At 66.1% G+C, this 17,894-nt stretch carries 13 protein-coding genes and 2 pseudogenes; 7 read left to right on the forward strand and 8 right to left on the reverse strand.

What is annotated here, in order from left to right:
* Positions 1–10: 10 nt before the first annotated feature.
* Together P8R42_09910 and P8R42_09915 are read left to right on the forward strand one after the other, a co-directional pair.
* Positions 11–679, forward strand: a pseudogene (locus P8R42_09910) (AAA family ATPase).
* Positions 665–1,165 (forward strand): hypothetical protein, encoded by a 501-nt coding sequence (locus tag P8R42_09915; protein MDG2304957.1) that lies wholly within the window; start codon positions 665–667, stop codon positions 1,163–1,165. The pseudogene P8R42_09910 and the gene P8R42_09915 overlap by 15 nt, the downstream one beginning before the upstream one ends.
* 769 nt (positions 1,166–1,934) lie before the next feature.
* Here the strand turns inward: P8R42_09915 and P8R42_09920 are convergent.
* Positions 1,935–2,972 carry an alcohol dehydrogenase catalytic domain-containing protein gene (locus tag P8R42_09920; GenBank protein ID MDG2304958.1) on the reverse strand — a complete coding sequence of 346 codons (1,038 nt, stop codon included), beginning with the start codon at positions 2,970–2,972 and terminating at the stop codon, positions 1,935–1,937.
* A gap of 124 nt (positions 2,973–3,096) precedes the next feature.
* On the opposite strand from P8R42_09920, the gene P8R42_09925 reads away from it, so the two are divergent.
* Positions 3,097–5,304: a CocE/NonD family hydrolase gene (locus tag P8R42_09925; protein ID MDG2304959.1), complete on the forward strand. Its 2,208-nt coding sequence runs from the start codon at positions 3,097–3,099 to the stop codon at positions 5,302–5,304.
* 26 nt (positions 5,305–5,330) lie between these two features.
* Here the strand turns inward: P8R42_09925 and bluB are convergent, their stop codons facing one another.
* Positions 5,331–6,017, reverse strand: coding sequence for a 5,6-dimethylbenzimidazole synthase (gene bluB, locus P8R42_09930; protein ID MDG2304960.1), 687 nt, complete (start codon positions 6,015–6,017; stop codon positions 5,331–5,333).
* 109 nt (positions 6,018–6,126) lie between these two features.
* On the opposite strand from bluB, the gene P8R42_09935 reads away from it, so the two are divergent.
* Positions 6,127–7,323 carry a hypothetical protein gene (locus P8R42_09935; GenBank protein ID MDG2304961.1) on the forward strand — a complete coding sequence of 399 codons (1,197 nt, stop codon included), beginning with the start codon at positions 6,127–6,129 and terminating at the stop codon, positions 7,321–7,323.
* Positions 7,324–7,414: 91 nt separating this feature from the next.
* Here the strand turns inward: P8R42_09935 and P8R42_09940 are convergent, their stop codons facing one another.
* From P8R42_09940 to P8R42_09955, 4 genes and pseudogenes are all read right to left on the reverse strand, one after another.
* The gene (locus P8R42_09940; GenBank protein ID MDG2304962.1) at positions 7,415–7,843 is read right to left on the reverse strand and encodes an FHA domain-containing protein; all 429 of its coding nucleotides are present in this window, start codon (positions 7,841–7,843) and stop codon (positions 7,415–7,417) included.
* 46 nt (positions 7,844–7,889) lie between these two features.
* Positions 7,890–9,359: a patatin-like phospholipase family protein gene (locus P8R42_09945; GenBank protein MDG2304963.1), complete on the reverse strand. Its 1,470-nt coding sequence runs from the start codon at positions 9,357–9,359 to the stop codon at positions 7,890–7,892.
* Between the two features lie 47 nt (positions 9,360–9,406).
* Positions 9,407–10,297: an alpha/beta hydrolase gene (locus P8R42_09950; GenBank protein ID MDG2304964.1), complete on the reverse strand. Its 891-nt coding sequence runs from the start codon at positions 10,295–10,297 to the stop codon at positions 9,407–9,409.
* Positions 10,298–10,313: 16 nt separating this feature from the next.
* Positions 10,314–10,523: pseudogene (locus P8R42_09955) on the reverse strand (short-chain dehydrogenase).
* Positions 10,524–10,781: 258 nt separating this feature from the next.
* Between P8R42_09955 and P8R42_09960 the strand changes: the two are divergent.
* The 3 genes from P8R42_09960 to P8R42_09970 all read left to right on the forward strand — a co-directional run bounded on the left by P8R42_09960 (position 10,782) and on the right by P8R42_09970 (position 14,112).
* Entirely contained in the window at positions 10,782–11,639 is an 858-nt protein-coding gene (locus P8R42_09960; protein ID MDG2304965.1) for an MBL fold metallo-hydrolase, read from the forward strand.
* Between the two features lie 94 nt (positions 11,640–11,733).
* Positions 11,734–12,213 (forward strand): MaoC family dehydratase, encoded by a 480-nt coding sequence (locus P8R42_09965; GenBank protein MDG2304966.1) that lies wholly within the window; start codon positions 11,734–11,736, stop codon positions 12,211–12,213.
* A 117-nt stretch (positions 12,214–12,330) separates the two neighbouring features.
* Positions 12,331–14,112 (forward strand): MFS transporter, encoded by a 1,782-nt coding sequence (locus P8R42_09970; GenBank protein MDG2304967.1) that lies wholly within the window; start codon positions 12,331–12,333, stop codon positions 14,110–14,112.
* Here P8R42_09970 and P8R42_09975 read toward each other — a convergent pair.
* Together P8R42_09975 and P8R42_09980 are read right to left on the reverse strand one after the other, a co-directional pair.
* Positions 14,109–16,073, reverse strand: coding sequence for an ABC transporter ATP-binding protein (locus P8R42_09975; GenBank protein MDG2304968.1), 1,965 nt, complete (start codon positions 16,071–16,073; stop codon positions 14,109–14,111). The genes P8R42_09970 and P8R42_09975 overlap by 4 nt on opposite strands.
* The gene (locus tag P8R42_09980; GenBank protein MDG2304969.1) at positions 16,070–17,860 is read right to left on the reverse strand and encodes an ABC transporter ATP-binding protein; all 1,791 of its coding nucleotides are present in this window, start codon (positions 17,858–17,860) and stop codon (positions 16,070–16,072) included. Before P8R42_09980 ends, P8R42_09975 begins: the two co-directional genes overlap by 4 nt.
* Between the last annotated feature and the right edge of the window lie 34 nt (positions 17,861–17,894).

The raw sequence follows: 17,894 nt of genomic DNA on the forward strand, positions 1-17,894 counted from the left end.
TTAGGCCGAAGTGGTCGAGCGGTTGCTCATCGCGTTGCTCGCCGACGGACACGTGCTGGTCGAGGGCCTGCCCGGTCTGGCGAAGACGCGCGCTGTGAAGAGCCTCGCTTCGAATTTGGCCGCTGGCCTGTCCCGGATCCAGTTCACACCGGACCTGCTGCCTTCCGACGTGACCGGCACGGAGGTCTATCACTCTGCCGGTGGAGAAGGGGAGTTCCGATTCGAGCCTGGGCCGATCTTCAGCAACATGATCCTCGCTGACGAGATCAATCGAGCGCCGGCCAAAGTGCAGTCCGCCCTCCTCGAGGCGATGGAGGAGCGACAGGTCACGGTCGGAGGAAAGACCCGCCCGCTCCCGGATCTGTTCCTGGTGATGGCGACCCAAAACCCGATCGAGCAGGAGGGCACGTACCCGCTTCCCGAGGCGAAGTTCGAGCCGTGCACGTCTCTGATGCGATGGATCGCTACTTCGTCGATCTCGTGAACGCGACGCGGTATGGAAGCGAACTCGCGACGTGGATCCACGTTGGCGGCAGCCCGCGTGGCTGATGGGGCGCGATCACGTGACCCCCGATGACGTACGCGCCGTGGCGCACAACGTTCTGCGTCATGGTCTGCAGCTCACCACGAGGCGAATGCCGCCGGCGTCACGTCGGATCGGGTCGTGGCCGAAGTCGTCCGCGCGCACTGCGTCGCGGCGCTCTCGACCGACTTGATGCCGACAGCGGGGAAGGATGCCTCCGCGGCGCTCGCCGAGGCTCGCGCGCTCCTGGCAGAGGAGACGAACCCGGGAGCCGTCGTTTTCCTCACGGACGGGTTCGAGTCTGGAGATCGCCCGGCCGTGGAGGCTGCACGAAAGCAGGGGATCGAGGTGCTGGCACTTGCGGTGGGGCCGTCCCCGGGGCTCGCGCCGGTTTCCGACCTTGTGGATGTCGTGGGACTCACGGTGGACGACCGAGACGTCGACCGGATCGCGCGGCAAATCGGTGCCTCTTCCGGCGCGACGACCGAAACTGAGCGCGCCGAGCGGCGAAAGGACTTCGGCTTGTATTTGTTGTACCCGATCGTCGCGCTCGCACTGTTCGGGTTCCGACGAGGCTTTGCGGTGCGCCGGAGGATGCCGTGCGGCGCCCGGTGCGCATCCGGGCGGAGAACACCCGTGTAATGTTGCTGCCGGAGTTCGCAACGGGGCCGATCTCGGGCTTCTCGGCGTATCTCTATACGCCGAAACTGGCGGACCTGCCCGGCCAACGGGGCGGCGCGCCGACCGCCGAGCGGGCGAGTCGACGAGTTGGATCCTTGAACGGCCCGGTATCTACGAGCTGCCGCCGATCTACGTTCAGTGGTGGAACGTGGCCGACGAGCGTCTGGAGACGGCGCGGGTGCCCGGGGTGTCGTTCTCCGTCGCACGGAATCCGGGGTTCGAAGAAGGGGCCGGGGAGGAATCGTGCGGCCGCTTGCGGATGTTGCTTATCGGCGCCGCGTTGGGGACACGCGCGCGATTTTGACGGCTCTGTTCTCGTGGCTCGACCGGAGTTCCCCTCCGGACGTGACGGCGACGACCGCGGAGCTCTCCGAGACTTCGGGGGATACTGGCCTCGGTGAGGAGTTAGCGGGGTTGGAAGCCCCGTTGTTCGCGGATGACGAGGGGCGCCGGGCAGCGGCAGGCGTCTGGTCGCCGGCGGGTGTCCGCCGCAAGATGGTCATCGCTCGCGCGCGGCTGCAAGAGGCGGCGGACGCCGAGGACACGGGGCTCGACCCCCTCAACCCTCCGGTGGGCTTAACCCCAGAACCTCTCGTCTCCGCGCAAGCATCACCTAAGATTTCGGCCATTCTGCGGCAGGTGGTGAGCCGCTCCTCAGCGCGGTTGGGGCGGGCGAAGGGGTCTTGTCGCCACGAGTGATGAACTGCGCCACGCTTCCACGGTTATGAGGTTACGCGCCGAGAACCACCTTCATGATGCCGTCTTGCCGCGCATGAAAGCGCGCGTAGGCGTCCGCCCCTTCGGTGAGAGGAACGCGCGTGGTGATGACGCGCTCGGGGTGGAGGCGTCCCTCGAGGACGAGGGGGATGAGCGCGTTCCACGTGGATTGGACGGGGCACAGGCTCAAGCGAAGTGTCTGGTTTCTGCCCTGCACGGCGAGCGCCGGGAAGCTCACCTCGGGGGAATCGGGAACGCCGACGACCGAAATCGTGGCTCCACGTCCGGCGATGTCCATCGCGAGCTTGATGGAGTCGTCGCGGCCGACGGCTTCGATCGAGGCGTCGACGCCTCGGCCACCGGTCAGCTCCTGAACGCGTGCGACGGTGTCGGCGTCGACCGGAACCGGCTCGGCACCTACGGCGGCGGCCGCGGCGAGACGCTCCGGGACGAGATCCAACGCGAGGACGCGTGAGGCGCCGAGTACGAGCGCCGACTCGACGGCGTGCTGGCCCACGGGACCGAGTCCGACGACGGCCACCGTCGAGCCGGGGGCGATGTCGGCGCGCGTGGCTCCGAACCAGCCCGTCGGTAGGTTGTCGGTCAGCATGAGTGCCTGCTCTTCCGTCATTCCTTCGGGGATGATGGCAAGGGTGTTGTCGGCTCCGGGTACGGCCACGGCTTCGGCCTGTGAACCCGCGAGACCGATTCCGATTCCGAACACGCTCGCGTTACCGGAGTCACAGAGATCCATTCGGCCCTGCGCGCAGGGGAGGCAGGTCGCGCACGCCGCCGCGCCTGAGATGAAGACCCGGTCCCCGGTCCGAAAGCGTCGGACGTTCGATCCGACCTCGACGACCTCGCCGACGGCTTCGTGGCCGGTGCTGTGCCCCGGGGCGCCCCAGCCATGCCCTTCGTAGATGTGGAGGTCACTCCCGCAGATCCCCGAATGGGTGATTCGCACGATCGCTCCGTCGACGGCTCCGGGGTCCGGATTCGGAACGTCGTCACAGCGGATGTCGTGGGGGGCGTGGTAGACTAGGGCTTTCATGGCTCTGTTGAAGAGCACCGGCCCACCGGTTGCAACTTTATTGGGGTGGACCAGAGCGGGGTGCGCCGGTTAGCCTACGATCTACGGGCGACTCCGCCGGACCGCACTAGAGGAACTCCGACTCATGCCGAACCGAATTTTGCTCTCGTTATCCGTCCTACTGCTCCTGGCCGCGCCGATTCCGGCCGCCGCCTACGACGTTCAGACCGGGATCGGCTTCGTCGCCCTCCGGGGCCTGGTGGAAGGGGCCGAGGTCGAGATCTCCGAGCCGTCGGGTGGAGTGATCGAAACGGGGGTTGTGGATCGGTTCGGGAGCGTGCTGTTCCGCGAACTCGGCGAGGGCAAGACGTACGCGCTCGCCGAAGTCGGTTCGGCCGCACCGCCGACGCTCGCGACGACGCGCGTGTTCGTTGAGCACCCCGACTTGTCGTTCTACGAGGCGCAGACGCTCGTCGACGGCTTTCAGTACATTCAGATGCGCGACGGCACGCTGCTCTCTGCGATGGTTCGGCCGCCGCTCGGTATGACGATGGCGCAGGGGCCGTTCCCGACGCTCGTCGAGTACTCGGGGTACGATCCTTCGAATTCGGAGTCGCAAGAGCCGTCGTCTCTTCTTGCGTGGGCGCTTGGTTACGCGACCGTCGGTGTGAACATGCGAGGCTCGGGTTGTTCGGGGGGCGTCTTCGACCTTTTCGATCTCCCCACGACCGCGGACGGGTACGACGTGGTCGAGGTCGTCGCGGCGCAGAGTTGGGTCGCGGGTGGCAAGGTCGGGATGATCGGCATCTCCTTCTCTGGCATCAGTCAGGTCTACGTCGGGGGCGCCGAGCCGCCACACCTCGCCGCGGTAGCGCCGCTCTCGGTTATCTCGGACATCTTCCGCTTCCCGGGTTTTCCCGGCGGCATCCGGAACTCGGGCTTTGCTGAGAGTTGGCTTCAGGACCGAAAAAACGATGCCGAGCCGGCGCCCGAAGGCGGGCAGGGATGGGCGCGCAGGCGCGTCAACAACGGCGACGCCGTGTGCCTCGACAATCAGAAGCTGCGGCTGCAGACTCTCGATCCGATCGAGTTCACGGCGGTCGAGCCCTACTACGTTCCAGAGTTGATGGATCCGCGCTCGCCGGCCACTTGGATTTCGCAGATCGAAGTACCGATCTTCCTGGGCGGTACCTGGCAGGATGAACAGACGGGGGCCGGTTTCACGACGATGCTACCGAAGCTCCCTCGCGGTCGCGATGTGAAGGTCTCCCTGCTCAACGGCGTCCATTCGAGCACGCTCGAACCCGAGATCCTCTACGAGTGGATCGCGTTCCTGGACATCTACGTCGCGGAAACCTTGCCCGACCCGGGTCGTTCGGCGCCGTTCGCGTCGGTGATTGCGGCCGAGATCTTGGGCCCCGGAGCGCCGACGCCGCCGTTGCCCGTCGATCGCTACGACGGGTTCACGAATCTGACCGCGGCGCGAAAGGCCTTCGAAGCACAGCCTCGGTTTCGTGTTTTGCTCGAGAACGGAGCCGGCTCACCGACCGCCGGCTTGCCCGCGCCGACGTTCGAACTCGGCTTCGAGACGTGGCCGCCGCGCGAGAAGAAACACACGCGGTGGTATTTTGGCCCGAACGGGACCCTGACGCCGCGGCGTCCGAGCCGCGCGGCGTCGGGGGTCGATTCCTATCGGCCCGATCCCGCCGCGCGCCCGCAGCAGACGCTGCCGGGCTCAGGTGCCGCGGACTCGTGGAAGGTCATGCCGCCGTATAATTGGCAGCCGCTTCTCGGCGACACGGCAGTCGCGTACGCCACTCCGCCGCTCACCGAAGACATCACGATCGTGGGCCCGTCGAGCGTCGATCTCTGGTTGCGCTCGGACGCCGCCGACACGGACATCCAGGTGACGCTGAGCGAGATCCGTCCGGACGGTCTCGAGACCTACGTACAAAGTGGCTGGTTGCGCGCGTCGCACCGCCGTGAGGATCGCCGTCGGCGCACCCGTCTCCAGCCCTGGCACACACACCTCGAGGAGCATTCGATGCCGATGCCGGAGGGCGAGTTCGAGCGCGTTCGCATCGCGCTCCTCGCGGTCGGTCACGTGTTTCGCAGAGACTCCCGAATTCGGATCAGCCTCGAAGCACCCGGGGGCGATCGTACGCGCTGGCGCTTCGACACTCCGGCCACGGGTGGCGCGGTGGTCAACGAGGTTTCTCGGACGCGCGCGCGGCCCTCGAGATTGATGCTCCCCGTGATCCGAAACGTGGATCCGCCGGAGCCCCGCCCGCCGGGCCGGAGCCTGCGCGGTCAGCCGTCGCGCACCTACGTCCCCGCGAGCAACGGCGGCTAAAGCGGACTCGCATCGGCGCCGGAGGTCTAGCGGTTGATTAGAAAGCGCGCCGGGTTGCTGCGTTGTTCCCACCCGGCGCGGCTCAGCTCCGGTGACGGCGACTCCTCTGCCGGATACCCGATGCAGAGGTAGGCGATGAATCGCCACGACTTGGGGACGTCGAGAGCTCGTACGACGTCTTTCGGTGCGAGGATCGAGACCCAGCCGACGCCGATCCGGTGCGTGCGCGCGGCAAGCCACAGTGTGTAGATCGCCATCGCGGCCGAATACGAGACCGTCTCCGGCATCGTGCCCCGGCCGAGGCCGTGCCCCTGCTCCGGGTCCGGGTCGACGAAGACGGCGACGTGAACCGGAGCGGTGTCGAGTCCTTCGAGCTTCAGATGTGCGTACACATCGGCCCGGTCACCCGAGAACGAGGCGAGCGCTTCGGCGTTGCATGCGAGGAAATTCTCGCGGATTGTCGTTCGGCGTTCGGGCGTGTCCACGGATACGAAGCGCCACGGTTCGGACAACCCGACCGACGGCGCAAAGCGTGCCATCGAGATGAGTTCCCGTACGAGCTCGGGTGAAATGGGGTCGGGTCGAAAGCGGCGGACGTCCCGCCGCCAGACCAGGAGCTCCAGGAAGTGGCGCCGAAACGCGGCGTCGAACTCCGGCGGGGGCGAGGACGGTGCCTCGGGGAAGCGAAACAGCTCACCGGTGGCGTCGGACATGTCTCCAGCCTACCTCGGAATCGGGGGTGAGCCCACCAATTGGCGCGCGCTCCTTTCGTCGTTAGGTGTTAGCGTGCGGCTCATGGTTTCGTGGAGCAGACGCCTTGGGATGTTCGCGCTCGTCCTCGCGCTCGCGAGCGGCTGCGGGGACGACACCGAACACAGTGGTCCCGGCGGCCGGACTCCGGACCTTTCAGATGCCTATGCGTACTTGCCCGAATCGCCCTACGCGGCCGATCTGGTCGGTTGCGTCGATGCGCGTGCGGCTCCGTCCTCGTGCACGATCGCGACCCTTCCGCCCATCTCCCGCCGAGACTCGGAGCCCGATGTCGCCGCGATCATGGAGCACGTGGTCGTCTCGCACGACTGGATGGGGGAGCGCTTCGAGGCGATTCTGGAGGAGGTCCCCGAGGATCTTCGTCGCGTACTGGGTGGAGTGACGGCGGTCGTCATCGACGACGACGTACGGCCGTCGTTCTACTGGTCGCTCACCGGTGCGATCTACATCGACCCACGTCACCTCTGGCTGACGCCGGAAGAGGAGGCGACGATCGGCGACGAGCAAGACTATCGGTCGGGTTTCGGTTCTGACCTCAGCTTCATCCTATTCTCGAGCTATCTGGACGAGGGTGCTCCCGCCTTCGCAGGCTCGGCCGGACCGAACCGAGCACTCGAGGATCGAATCCCCGCGGTCGCCGCGCTCTTGTTCCACGAGGGGGCGCACGCGAACGATTTCCTGCCGCCGGTGGCCGTTGCGACGCTGCGCTCGGGCGAGACCTTTCTCGAGACGATCGAGCGTCTCGAGTCCAGTCGGCTCTCGAGGAGCCTGGCGGCTTCGAGCCCGCTGCGTTCGGAGTTGTGGGAGGGCCTCGCCGAAGTGCTCTACCGCGGAGAGGAGGCGACCGCCTCGCAGAGAGGTCTCACGGCGGAAGACGTCGGGCGCGCGTTCGAGCCGGATGGCGGCAGCGATCCGTACGCGTACAGCTCGCAGCAAGAAGACTTCGCGATGCTGTTCGAAGAGACGATGATGAAGTACCACTTCGATTTCGACCGTCGAGTAGGCTTCGCGACGGCGTCTGGGGATGAAGTGACGAGTTGCGCGGACTACGAGATCGGCTGGGGGTCGTTGAACCGCATTGCCGCCGCCCCCGTGGCACCGCGCGCGCGTCGCGTCGCGGAACTCGTTCTCGGCGACCCACTCGACGACTTCTTCTCCGCGCTTCCGGGGACCTCGCTTCTGACCCCGGGCCAGAATCTCTGCATCGAGGCCTCGTCGCCACCTGCCTCGGCTTTGCGCTGGATGTAGGGCCGAGCCCTACTAGAGCGCTACGTGGTTTCGGCCGCCTGCCTTGGCGCGGTACAGGGCTGCGTCTGCGGCTTCGACGAGCGCGCCGACGCTAGGCTCGGGGAGAGTCGAAAGGTCGGCGACGCGGATCGAAGCGGTCACATTCAGGGAGATGTCGCCGGACCGGAACGGCTCGGAGGAGACGACCGAGAGCACCGATCCCGATCTTGTCCCCCCGTGCGAGCGTCTTCGAAGTGAACCGCTCGCCGTCCACGAAGAGGCCGTTCGTCGAACCTTCGCCGGTGATGACGTATCGAGTGTCCTGCAGTTCCAGAATCGCGTGCGCTCGCGAGATCCCCTCATCTTCTAGGTGAATGTCGGCTTCGCGCCCGCCGCCGATCGTCAGCTTGGGTTTGCTCAGGACGAAGCGCTTCCGGGTCTGTGCCCCACTCAGGACCACCGGAACGAAGCGCTGCATTCCCTCGCCGGAGCGAGCGTCGGATCGCTCGCCATCCCCAAGGACGACAGCCTCCCGGAACATCCTCTCATCGTGCCCTCGCCGCCCGTATGAGACAAGGAAGCGAGGTTCAGGGGACCCAGCGGACCCGCTCGAGGAACTTCTGGATGTAGGGGATGTGCTGGTTGATCTGGGCGTGCCCCCAGCCGACCGCCTTGTCGAGTTCGGCGCTGCTCGGGAGCAGGTTGATCGGCGAAAGGGTGGGGTACATCTCGAGACGCCGTTGCGCGTACCGCGCATTCAGCGCGACCTGGTAAGAGATGAGCCTCGTCACCGGCTGAAGCCAGATGTGTCCGAGGCCGTACTGCGGGTAGAAGCAGTCCATCGCGAGGTAGTAGCAGTTCCGGGTGCCGATCTTGCCGCGTTGCACTTGATGCCATGCGGTTCGCGCCGGAACGTTGTTGGCGACACCCCCGTCGACGAGGGCGCCCACGTCCTCGCGCTTCATCAGCTCGGTCAGAATCCCGTCCATGTGGGGATCTTCGCGGGCGACGTCGTAGTGAAGGATGCCCGGAATCGCGGCGGAGAACCCGGCGGCGTCGACGACGTTGAATTCGCGCGTGAGCTCGTCCGAGCCGATGACGATCTCCTTTACGACGCGAGGGCTGATGAATCCGGCAAGGCCGACGAGCTGTGCACCGATCTGCGCGCGCAACTGCAGCGGTCCCGGTCGCTTGTCGACGGACAGGTGATGCGAGCGCGTATCCTCGTCGGGTGACTCCGTGATCGCACCGCGTCGAATACCGGCGACGACGGCCTCGTATGGAATCTCGAGGTCGGGCAAGAGCATGTCGTCGCCGTTGTCTCTCTGGAACGCGGAGCCGACGGCCGCATGGAGATAGAGGCGTACGATACCCGGGAAGCCGTAGCGCGTGCTCAAGCTGACGTACCGGAAGATGTCCTCCGACCGGGAGCGCATGCTCTTTGCGAACTTCACATACGCGCCGAAGTCGCCACGCTTGCGCATTGCGCGGAACAGCCCGAGCAGCGCCCCCATGGAGGAGCCGATCACGTAGCCGGGAACGAATCCCGCGTCTTGCAGTGCGGCCCATGCGCCGATGTACACGTACGCCGCCCCACCCCCGCCCCCGGCGATCGTGACGAGTGTCTTCTTGCCGACTTCTTGGTCGAGAGCCGCGGCGGAGAAGTCTCCCGCGTACCTTTCGAGGATCTCGGCGCGAGCCTTCTCGAGCTCGGGGAGCAGGGGCGCGAGGGCCTTTGCCGCGTTCCCGAGGCGTTCGTCGCCGGAGCGTGGCAGGAGGATCTCGTCGCGAAGTTCGCGCAGGAGTCGTTCTCGGAATCGGTCGAGCAGTGCGGAGCGCACGCGAACTTCCGCGCGGTTCGTCCGGCCACCCTTGCGAGCGGCGCCGGGCTGGAACGTGTCGACCCCGGCCAGGGTGATGGCGTAGCGGAGCTGTTGCTCGGCCCGTTTGCTGATCGCGCCGGGGTAGTTCACGGCGGCCGCGACGATCTTCGACTCCATGCGCTGGAGCTGCAGAAGCTGCTCTTCGCGTTCGGTTTCTTGCTCCGCGTCCGCCACCGACCCATTCTCCCCGCCCGGGGAAGCGTACTGGATGAAAGCCGGGACTACGAACCCTCGCCGGGATCGTCCCTCAGGATGAGATCGGCCACGTACTCCGGCGTCTCGAGCGGGATGAAGTGCGTGCGGTCGGCCAGGAAGATCTCGCGACCCTGGCGGAACTCGCCTGCGAGCCCGGGCCAGGTGGGCGACGAGGAGAAGTCCATGATCTGTCGGTCCGCGAGAGGTAGCTTCGCTCGGACGATCAAGGTTGGGATCTCGAGCGATCGCGCACTGTCGTAGATGCCGGGGTTGGAGCGACTCGTCATGTAGACCGAAGCCTCGGTCGCTGGCGAGCAGGCGAGCACGCAGCCGTCGCCGTCGGGAGCGGGGAGGAGACCGTACGTGCAGTAGTCGCGTAAGCACTCCGGAAGGAAGTTGGCGTAAGGGGGGCGGTCGCGGAACCGGTCGATCATGGCCTGCGGCGACGCGAATCTGCTCTTGCGCTTTGCGGTCGGATGCAGGGAGCCCGGCGGCGGCGACAGGGTCCAGCCTCCCGGGCCGTAGTCGTCCGGCGAGGCGATCACGGGATCGATGAGGAGGATCCGGGTGAATCGTTCGGGGCACCAGGCGGCCGCTTGGGTCATGGCGTGCCCGCCCATCGAGTGACCGACGCCGACGATGTTGGTCAAGTCGCGCGCCCGGACGATCTCGGCGAGGTCCTGACCGAATACCTCCCAGTGGGTGATGCCCGGCGCCTCGCTCCGGCCGTGCCCCCGTTGATCGACGGCGAGGATGTGCTGCGGTCCGAGATGCCGGACGACCTGATCCCAACAGCGCGCGTGAAAGCCGGTCGCGTGAGCGAGAAGGAAGGTTGGTTGTCCGGGTTGCGGATGGCCCCACTCGAAGAGGCAGAGTTCGACGCCGTTCACGCGGATGCGTTGTGAGGAAGGCTCCATTCGGTCGCAGGCCGGGTCAGGTCGGAAGCGCCGAGCGAACATCGAGAGGAATGCCGGTCTCTCGTTTTGAGACTGCCCAGAGCGTTCGGATCGCGCTTGAGAGTCCGAGGCGCCGGAAGATTGGACGGCGAACGGGGACACCGGTGTTCGTGAAGCGTGGGATGTAGAACGCGCCGCCTCGGGCGCCCGGGTCAGTCGCGGCGCGGAGCTGGAGGAGGGCATCGTTCGCAGCCGTCATGCCGGTCGATCCCGCCAGAGAGTGGAAGAACTTCTGGGTGAAGCCACCTCTCGACTCCGCGGCCCGGGCCAGGGTGCGAGCGGCCCTCAGCCCGAGACCGCCGTTGGCGCCGGCCACGACGGTGGTCCGGCTACTAAGGTTGGGAATGTCTTTGGTGGGCCATGCCATGCGGCGCTCTCAGGATCTTCTGGACTTAATCAGAATCAGTCGCTGAAACGAACCTCGGTTTTCCGGTAGGACTCTGTCATGCTCGATCTGGGTCGATTTCGTGTTCACCTCGTGAGCGATGGCCGATTCGCCATGGACGGCGGAGCGATGTTCGGCATCGTGCCCAAGCCGCTGTGGCAACGGCATGTGCCGTTCGATGATCAGAATCGGATCGACATGAGCCTTCACTGTCCGCTTGCCGAAAACGGCAAGGAGGCCATCCTCATCGATACCGGCCTCGGCGACCGTCTGTCGGAGAAGGAGCACATGCTGTACCGGGTCGATCGTCAGGGCGGACTTCGCGCTCGCCTGGCGGAGTTGAAGATCGACCCCGAGGAGGTGACGCACGTCGTGTTGACCCATCTCCACTTCGACCACCTGGGCGGGGCTGTCGTGCGGAACGGGGCCGGGCATCTCGTGCCGGCGTTCCCTCGGGCGAAGCACTTCGTGCAACGCGCGGAGCTCGACACGGCTCTCCACCCTACCGACGCGCGAACCGCGGGTGCCTATGGCCATGCGACCGAATGTCTCGCGCCGCTGCAGAGCGCCGGCCTCATCGAGCCGCTCGAAGGTGAGACGGACATCACGCCGCAGCTGCGGGTTCTCGTGACGGGCGGCCACACCCCGAGCCACCAGTGTCCCGTGCTGTCCGACGGCGGGAGTAGCTTCGTGCACCTTGGGGACGTCGCGCCCACGCGAGCGCATCTCCGCCCGGCGTGGAATGCCGCCTACGATCTGGATCCCCTCGAGACGATGGACGCGAAGAACCGACTTCTCACGCGAGCGGCCGAAGGAGAGTGGTGGGTGTCGTTCGACCACGATCACGAGATTGCGTGCGGTCGCTTGTCCGAGAACTGGGCGAAGACCGGGGAACTCGACGACTCCCGCCCGCTTTAGGCCCCGCCGGGTCTGCACGGCCGTCCTCTGGATTGGCAGCGGAATGTCCCTTAGGTTTCCGATCGAACATCCACTCAAACAGGGGGAGCACAGCATGTCGGAAAATGCGCAGAAGGCGTTCGAGATCTGGAAGGCTGCAGAGGGTGCCGAGAAGGGCACCGGCGAGTGGATGGTGATGACGCAGGAGCGCATCAACCAGTTCGCCGACGTCACCGAGGACCATCAGTTCATCCACGTCGACCCGGAAGCGGCCAAGGCCACTCCGTTCGGCACCACCATCGCCCACGGCTTTCTGACGCTCTCTATGCTGACGCATCTCGACGCGACCACGCCGCCTCCCGCGGACATGTCGCGCTACCAGGGCATCGCGATGGGCATCAACTATGGATTCGACAAGGTGCGATTTCCCAGCCCGGTTAAGGTGGACAGCAAGATTCGCGTGCACAGCCTGCTCGCCAAGGTCGAGCTCAAGGGCAACGCGGTCCAGACCACGCGCACCATGACCGTCGAGATCGAGGGCAGCGAGAAGCCGGCCCTAGTGGCCGACTGGCTCACCCGTCTGATGTACGGCTGACCCGCTCAGTTCTCTCGAACACCGAACCACTGCCCGACCCGTCGGGTGCCTCTCCGGCCCGTTCGCGTCGCTGGTGTGGTCTCTCGGGGGGGCGGGAGATATAGCCGAACCCGAAGCATGTCCGAACCCGCGATCACAAATCAGCCCGAGGAGTCGATGTCCGGGAAGCTCTCTTGGGGGGTGAAGCTTGCTTACGGGGGGCCTAGCTTCGCCGGCGCGGCCATGGCGATTCCGATCGGCATCTTCATGCCGGTCTTCTACAGCGACGTCGTCCTCGCCCCGCTCGGGATGATCGCGCTCGCAACGGCAATGGCGCGGGCGTTGGACGCGCTGACGGATCCGGTCGTCGGCTGGCTGTCGGACAAGACCCGGACGCGATACGGCCGTCGTAAGCCCTGGATCCTCGCCGGCACGCCGCTCGCGGCGCTCTTCTTCTGGCTCCTGTTCTCACCGCCCGAGGGCCTCGATCCGAGCTCGGCGGTACTGTGGTTCGGTACGATGTTCGCCCTGTTCTTCTTGTTCCAGACGATCGAGGGCGTGCCGCTTGCGGCGCTTGGCGCCGAGCTGACGCCAGACTACAAGGAGCGAAACAGCGTCTTCGGTGTCCGCGCTCTGTTCATCGCGCTCGGTACGATGGTCGCGGCTCTCGTGCCGGCGATCCTGACCGGCCAACTGGGGCCCGGTCGAGAGCGCGAGATCTTCTCCGGGATGTCGGCGACGTACGGCGTAGTGTGGCTTGCCTTGATGTGCATCATGCTCGCGGTCGTTTCTGAGCACCGCGAGTACGCCGAACGTCCGACGAATCCTCTGGTGCCTGGCGTCCGACGCGCGTTGCGGAACCGCCCGTTCGCGATCCTGCTCCTCTCGGGCGTCGTCGGCGCGATCCCGGGTGCGGTGCCGGCGGTTCTGATGCCGTACTTCGTGCGCTACGTTTTGCAGCCGGAGGACCCAGTGGTGTGGACTGGCACCTTCCTCTTTCTCTATCTCGGCACCGGGCTGCTCTTCGTTCCCCTCTGGCTCTGGGTTGCGCAGAAATTCGGAAAGCTCCGGGCGTTCATCTCGGCGACTTGCGTCGGTGTGTCGGCGAGCTTGCTGTACTTCTTCGCGGGTCCCGGTGATCTGGTCTGGGTCGGCGCGGTCTATTTCGTGAGTGGGACACAGGCCATGGCGGGAACGTTCCTGATTCCGGCGATGGCGGCCGACGTGATCGACTACGACGAGCTTCGCACGGGCTTGCGACGGGAAGCGCAGTACACTTCGTTCTGGTCGGTCATTCCGAAGTTGGTGTCGATTCCCGGGTATTCGATTCCGCTCGCTCTGCTCGCCGGCGTCGGGTACGTGCCGAACGAAGTACAGACCGCCGAGGTCCAGTTCACCATCAGCTTCCTCTATTCGCTTTTCCCGGCAGCCTTCTTCGTGGCCGCGCTCGTCATCGTCTCTCGGTACCCGATCTCCGAAGAGATCCACGCGCAGATCCGCGACGGAATTGGTGCACACGCGCGTGGGGAGGTCGCGACGGACCCGCTCACGCAGGAAGAGTTGCCGCCTCATCGCTTGAGCTCGGAAGAGGTCGCAGAGGCATGGTTCCTCGACAATTTCTCCGCCGGTGAACTGCGTGGGGCACTCCTCGGCGGGGCGTCGGTCGTCGTGCGCAAGGTCTACCTAGCGGCCTCTCTCGCGTTCCTGGTTTGCGTGGTCTCTGCCGGGCTCGCGGCCGCGGGTGTGCCCTCGCTCGCGAGTGACCCGCATCCGCTCTCTGTCGTAGGCGTCGTGGTTGCCGGTTTGGCGTTCACGGCGTTCGTCTTTCATGCAATGCGGATTGGTGCAGCGCGTCGCTTGGTGGAAGCGAGGCCTTCACGCGAGGTCATCGAAGCGCACCTCGTCGCGACCGCGAACTAACTCTGGAGTTCGACGAGCCGGCGGTACGCGCCGGTCGCCGACGACATCAGTTCCTCGTGCGTCCCGCGCTCGAGGATCCGGCCCTCATCGACGAAGAGGATCTCGTCGGCGTTGCGGACCAGGGCGAGTCGGTGTGCGATGAGCAGGACGGCGTGGCCGTCACGGAGGTCGTACAGCGCTCGCTCGATGTGGCGCTCGGTTGCTGAATCGAGCGCGGAAGTCGGCTCGTCGAGGATCACGATCGGCGTGTCGCGGATCAGTCCCCGGGCGAGAGCGAGTCGTTGGCGCTCGCCGATCGAGAGCTTGCCGCCCCCGACCCCGACGTTCGATTCGAGCCCGCCGGGGCGGTTCTCGATGACGTCGGTGGCGGCGGCTCGGGCGAGCGCTTCGCGCATCTGTTTCTCGGTCGCTTCAGGCCGCGCGCGGCGTAGGTTCTCGGCGACGGTCCCGTCGATGAGCGCGGTTTCCTGAAAGACGTACGCGACCTGCTCCCGTAGGGACCGGAGATCCAACTCAGCGGCGTCGATGCCGTCGAAGACGACGCGGCCTCTGGAGGGATGTAGGAACGCCGGGAGGAGCTGCGCGATCGTGCTCTTTCCGGCACCGGCGGGGCCCACGAGGGCGACCACGCGGCCGGATTCGAGCGTGAGGTCGACGTTGTCGACCACGGTTGGCCCGTTGGGGTAGGCGAAGGAGACGCCTTCGAGGCGAACGCTCCGGACGGGGGACGCGCAGGCGGCGCCCGGGACGCTCGGATCTCCTTCGGGCAGGTCCATCATCTCGAAAACGCGGTGGAGGCCGACGGCGGCACTCTGGACGCCGATCCAGATCGAGCCGATGTCGTAACAGGCGCTGCCCAGGTAGAAGAAGTAGGTTATCAGCACTGTGAAATCGCCAGGGCTCAGGCTCTCCGCAATGACGAGGTCGACGATGTACGCAAGGCCGGCGCCGAGGATGAGGAGGACCGGGACGGTCACCACCGCGATCAAGATCAGGATCACGACGATGAAACGGAACCAACGACGGAAGGTCGCCCAGCTTTCCTCCGCGAAACGCGCGCGGTCATGCTCTTCGGTGCCGAGGCCCTGAACCGCAGCGACGTTGTGTAGCCCCTCCTCGAGAGTCGCGGTTGCGTCGGCACCCTGCTCACGGCTTCGGCCGCTCCATCTCCGGATGGTGCTTGCGAACGGGGCGGTGCCGATGAAGCCCACCACGAGCAGGCCGAGCCCGAGGCCGGGGATGACCGGGTGATCACCGAAGAGGCTCCAGAGGAGGCCGACGACCACGAGTGCGAAGGGAATCGACGCGAGCGGTGAAAGGACGATCTGGTACACGCCCTCCGTGATCGACGCGGTGTCGTACATGACGCGGTAGATCGCGTCGCCGACGGTGCCGTCGTAGTGCCGAGCCAGCGGTTGGTGGAGAAGGCTACGCAAGAGACGGGTGCGCAGAAAGTGGTTCAGGCTTTGCGTGAGCCGCATCGTGTAGCGGACGTCGGCGAGCCCGATGAGGCCACCGATCAACGAGAATCCGGAGTTCGCCTGATTCTCGGTCGTCGAGGCCTGCTCGACGCCGCCACCGATCTCCGCCGAAGCGATACTGCGTTGTGCGAGGTCGGCTCCGGCTGCGCCGACGAGAAGCACGAGAAGCAACTGCGCGCCGGCGACGTGAAGGAGTGTCTCTTCGGGGGACGCCCCGACCAGGAGGGTGAGGAGTGGTCGCAAGAAGTCCGGGATCCGAGCCGCTTGGTCCAAGGGGAGACCGAGGATGTACTGGTCGATCAGGATCTTCACGGGCCACGGGAGAAGGAGCAGTGCGGCGAGCCCCAGGTACAGGAGACCCACCTTCACGAGCAGCCGACTCCAGAACGGGCGCACGAGTCGAAGTGCGCGAGAGAGGTCGGCGACAGCGGTGCGGAGGCTGATTTCGCGCGAGCCCGCGTCCTCCGGTGGGTTGCTCACGACGGCGTCTCTCCGGCCGGCCGGTCCTGGACGCGCCCGTGCGCCAGTGCGAGGATCTGGTCCGCCATCGCCGCGGTGGCCGGCCGATGCGTCACGATGAAGAGGGTCCGGTCGCGGCCCCACGCGGTGAGGCTCGCCACGAGCTTCCTTTCGGTGTCCACGTCGAGGGCCGCGGTAGGCTCGTCGAGAAGCAGGATCGACGGGTTCTTTAGAATGGCGCGGGCGATCGAGAGTCGCTGACGTTGCCCGGTGGAGAGCTTCACCCCGCGCTCCCCGAGCGGTGTCTCGTACCCTTGGGGTAGGGCTTGGATGAAGTCGTGCGCGCAGGCGACGCGCGCCGCCGCTTCCACTCGAGCATCGCTCGCGGCAGGTGCCGCCCACCGAATGTTGTCGGCGATCGTTCCGCCGAAGAGGAGTGGTTCCTGCAGGGCGATCGCGAGTTGCTCGCGTAGGGAGGCGCGACGCACCCGGGAGAGCGCTAGGCCATCGATTTCGATCGAACCGGAGTCGGGGTCCGCGAGGCGCAACAGGAGAGACAGCAGGGTGGATTTCCCCGCGCCGCTCGGCCCGACGATCGCGGTGATGCTTCCGATGGGAGTGAAGAAGTCGACCCCGTCGAGCGCCGCTCGCCCGGCATCGTAACGGAAGCTTACCGACCGGAGGCGAACTCCTTCTCGCGGGGTCGGGAGGTCGACTGCATCGGGAGCGTCCGTTAGGTCCGGCGCGCGGTCGAGTAGGTCGAATACGCGCCCGAGTCCAGCGAACACGTCTTGTGCGCGACCCCAGTTAACGAACAGGGACCGCGCGTTCGTGCCGGCCTGTGCGAACCGGGCGCAGAAGTAGGTCCAGAGCCCCAATGTCCAGGTGTGGATTCCGAGAATGGTTGCAGAGGTTGAGTGGCCGGAGCGCGTGTGTACTGCTCCCGCGGCGAACGCGATAACCATCGCGGCTCCGAGCACCCAGTAGATCTGAATCTCGTACGTCACGACGTGAATGCGTGCGGAGTGCGCGACCTGGAACGACCGCCGGCTCTCTTCCTCGAAGCGCTCTGCGTCCCAGTCTTCCGAGCCGCATGCCTTGACCACGGGTAGGGCGGCCGCGAGTTCCTGAACCCGGGTGGTGACCCGCGCATTCGCCGCACGTGCCGCCAGAAGCCCGTGTCGCAGGTTCCCGGTTCGGAACCAGGCGAGCAGCGTGAGGGGGAGCCAGATGGCGAGAAGCAGGCCGGTGAGTCGCGGATCAAATAGGGAGACGATGCCGAGCTGAAGCAGAAACTGTGCGACGGCTCCGATCGGCGTGATCACGAGGCTCTCGAGAAATCGTGACACCGTCGCGGCGTCTTGCACCATGCGGTAGATCGCGTCGCCCGCGGTATGCTCCTTGTGGAAGCGGAGCGACAACGACTGAAGGCGGTCGAGGATGTCGAGGCGGAGCGTTTGGTTGATCTTCTGCAGGATCCAGAGTCGGTAGGCGTAGAGCGACAGGAGGCCCGGCACGCCGAGGCCGAAGGCGAAGGCCGCGAGCTCGAGCCACCGGTTGAGTACCTCGTGGCGCTGCGGACCGGTCAGGGCTTCGCTTGTGAAGGGCTCTACGGCGAGCCGAAGGATTTCGGCCTGCTGAACCGTGAGCGGGCTGCCGAGCAGGATCCGGGTCCACAGGAGGTCAACTAGCAGCAATCCGACCGGCACGAGAATCACCGCGAGGGCGGCGAAGCCCAGGAACATGCCGGTCAGGTGCGGCCACATCGGCCGGAGGTAGTGCAGGCCCTTGCCGCCGACCCGGGCCATGCGCCGCCAAGACCTGTCTCCCTGTTCCGTGGGA

The sequence above is a fragment of the Candidatus Binatia bacterium genome (assembly GCA_029243485.1).
Taxonomy (GTDB): Bacteria; Desulfobacterota; Binatia; order UBA12015; family UBA12015; genus VGTG01.

Excerpts from the sequence above, each read along its gene's own strand:
- P8R42_09960 (MDG2304965.1), top strand. The coding sequence starts at position 10,782 with ATGCTCGATCTGGGTCGATTTCGTGTTCACCTCGTGAGCGATGGCCGA.
- P8R42_09935 (MDG2304961.1), top strand. The coding sequence starts at position 6,127 with ATGTTCGCGCTCGTCCTCGCGCTCGCGAGCGGCTGCGGGGACGACACC.
- P8R42_09980 (MDG2304969.1), bottom strand. The coding sequence starts at position 17,860 with ATGGCCCGGGTCGGCGGCAAGGGCCTGCACTACCTCCGGCCGATGTGG.
- P8R42_09965 (MDG2304966.1), top strand. The coding sequence starts at position 11,734 with ATGTCGGAAAATGCGCAGAAGGCGTTCGAGATCTGGAAGGCTGCAGAG.
- P8R42_09920 (MDG2304958.1), bottom strand. The coding sequence starts at position 2,972 with ATGAAAGCCCTAGTCTACCACGCCCCCCACGACATCCGCTGTGACGAC.
- P8R42_09970 (MDG2304967.1), top strand. The coding sequence starts at position 12,331 with ATGTCCGAACCCGCGATCACAAATCAGCCCGAGGAGTCGATGTCCGGG.
- P8R42_09925 (MDG2304959.1), top strand. The coding sequence starts at position 3,097 with ATGCCGAACCGAATTTTGCTCTCGTTATCCGTCCTACTGCTCCTGGCC.
- bluB (MDG2304960.1), bottom strand. The coding sequence starts at position 6,017 with ATGTCCGACGCCACCGGTGAGCTGTTTCGCTTCCCCGAGGCACCGTCC.
- P8R42_09940 (MDG2304962.1), bottom strand. The coding sequence starts at position 7,843 with ATGTTCCGGGAGGCTGTCGTCCTTGGGGATGGCGAGCGATCCGACGCT.
- P8R42_09950 (MDG2304964.1), bottom strand. The coding sequence starts at position 10,297 with ATGGAGCCTTCCTCACAACGCATCCGCGTGAACGGCGTCGAACTCTGC.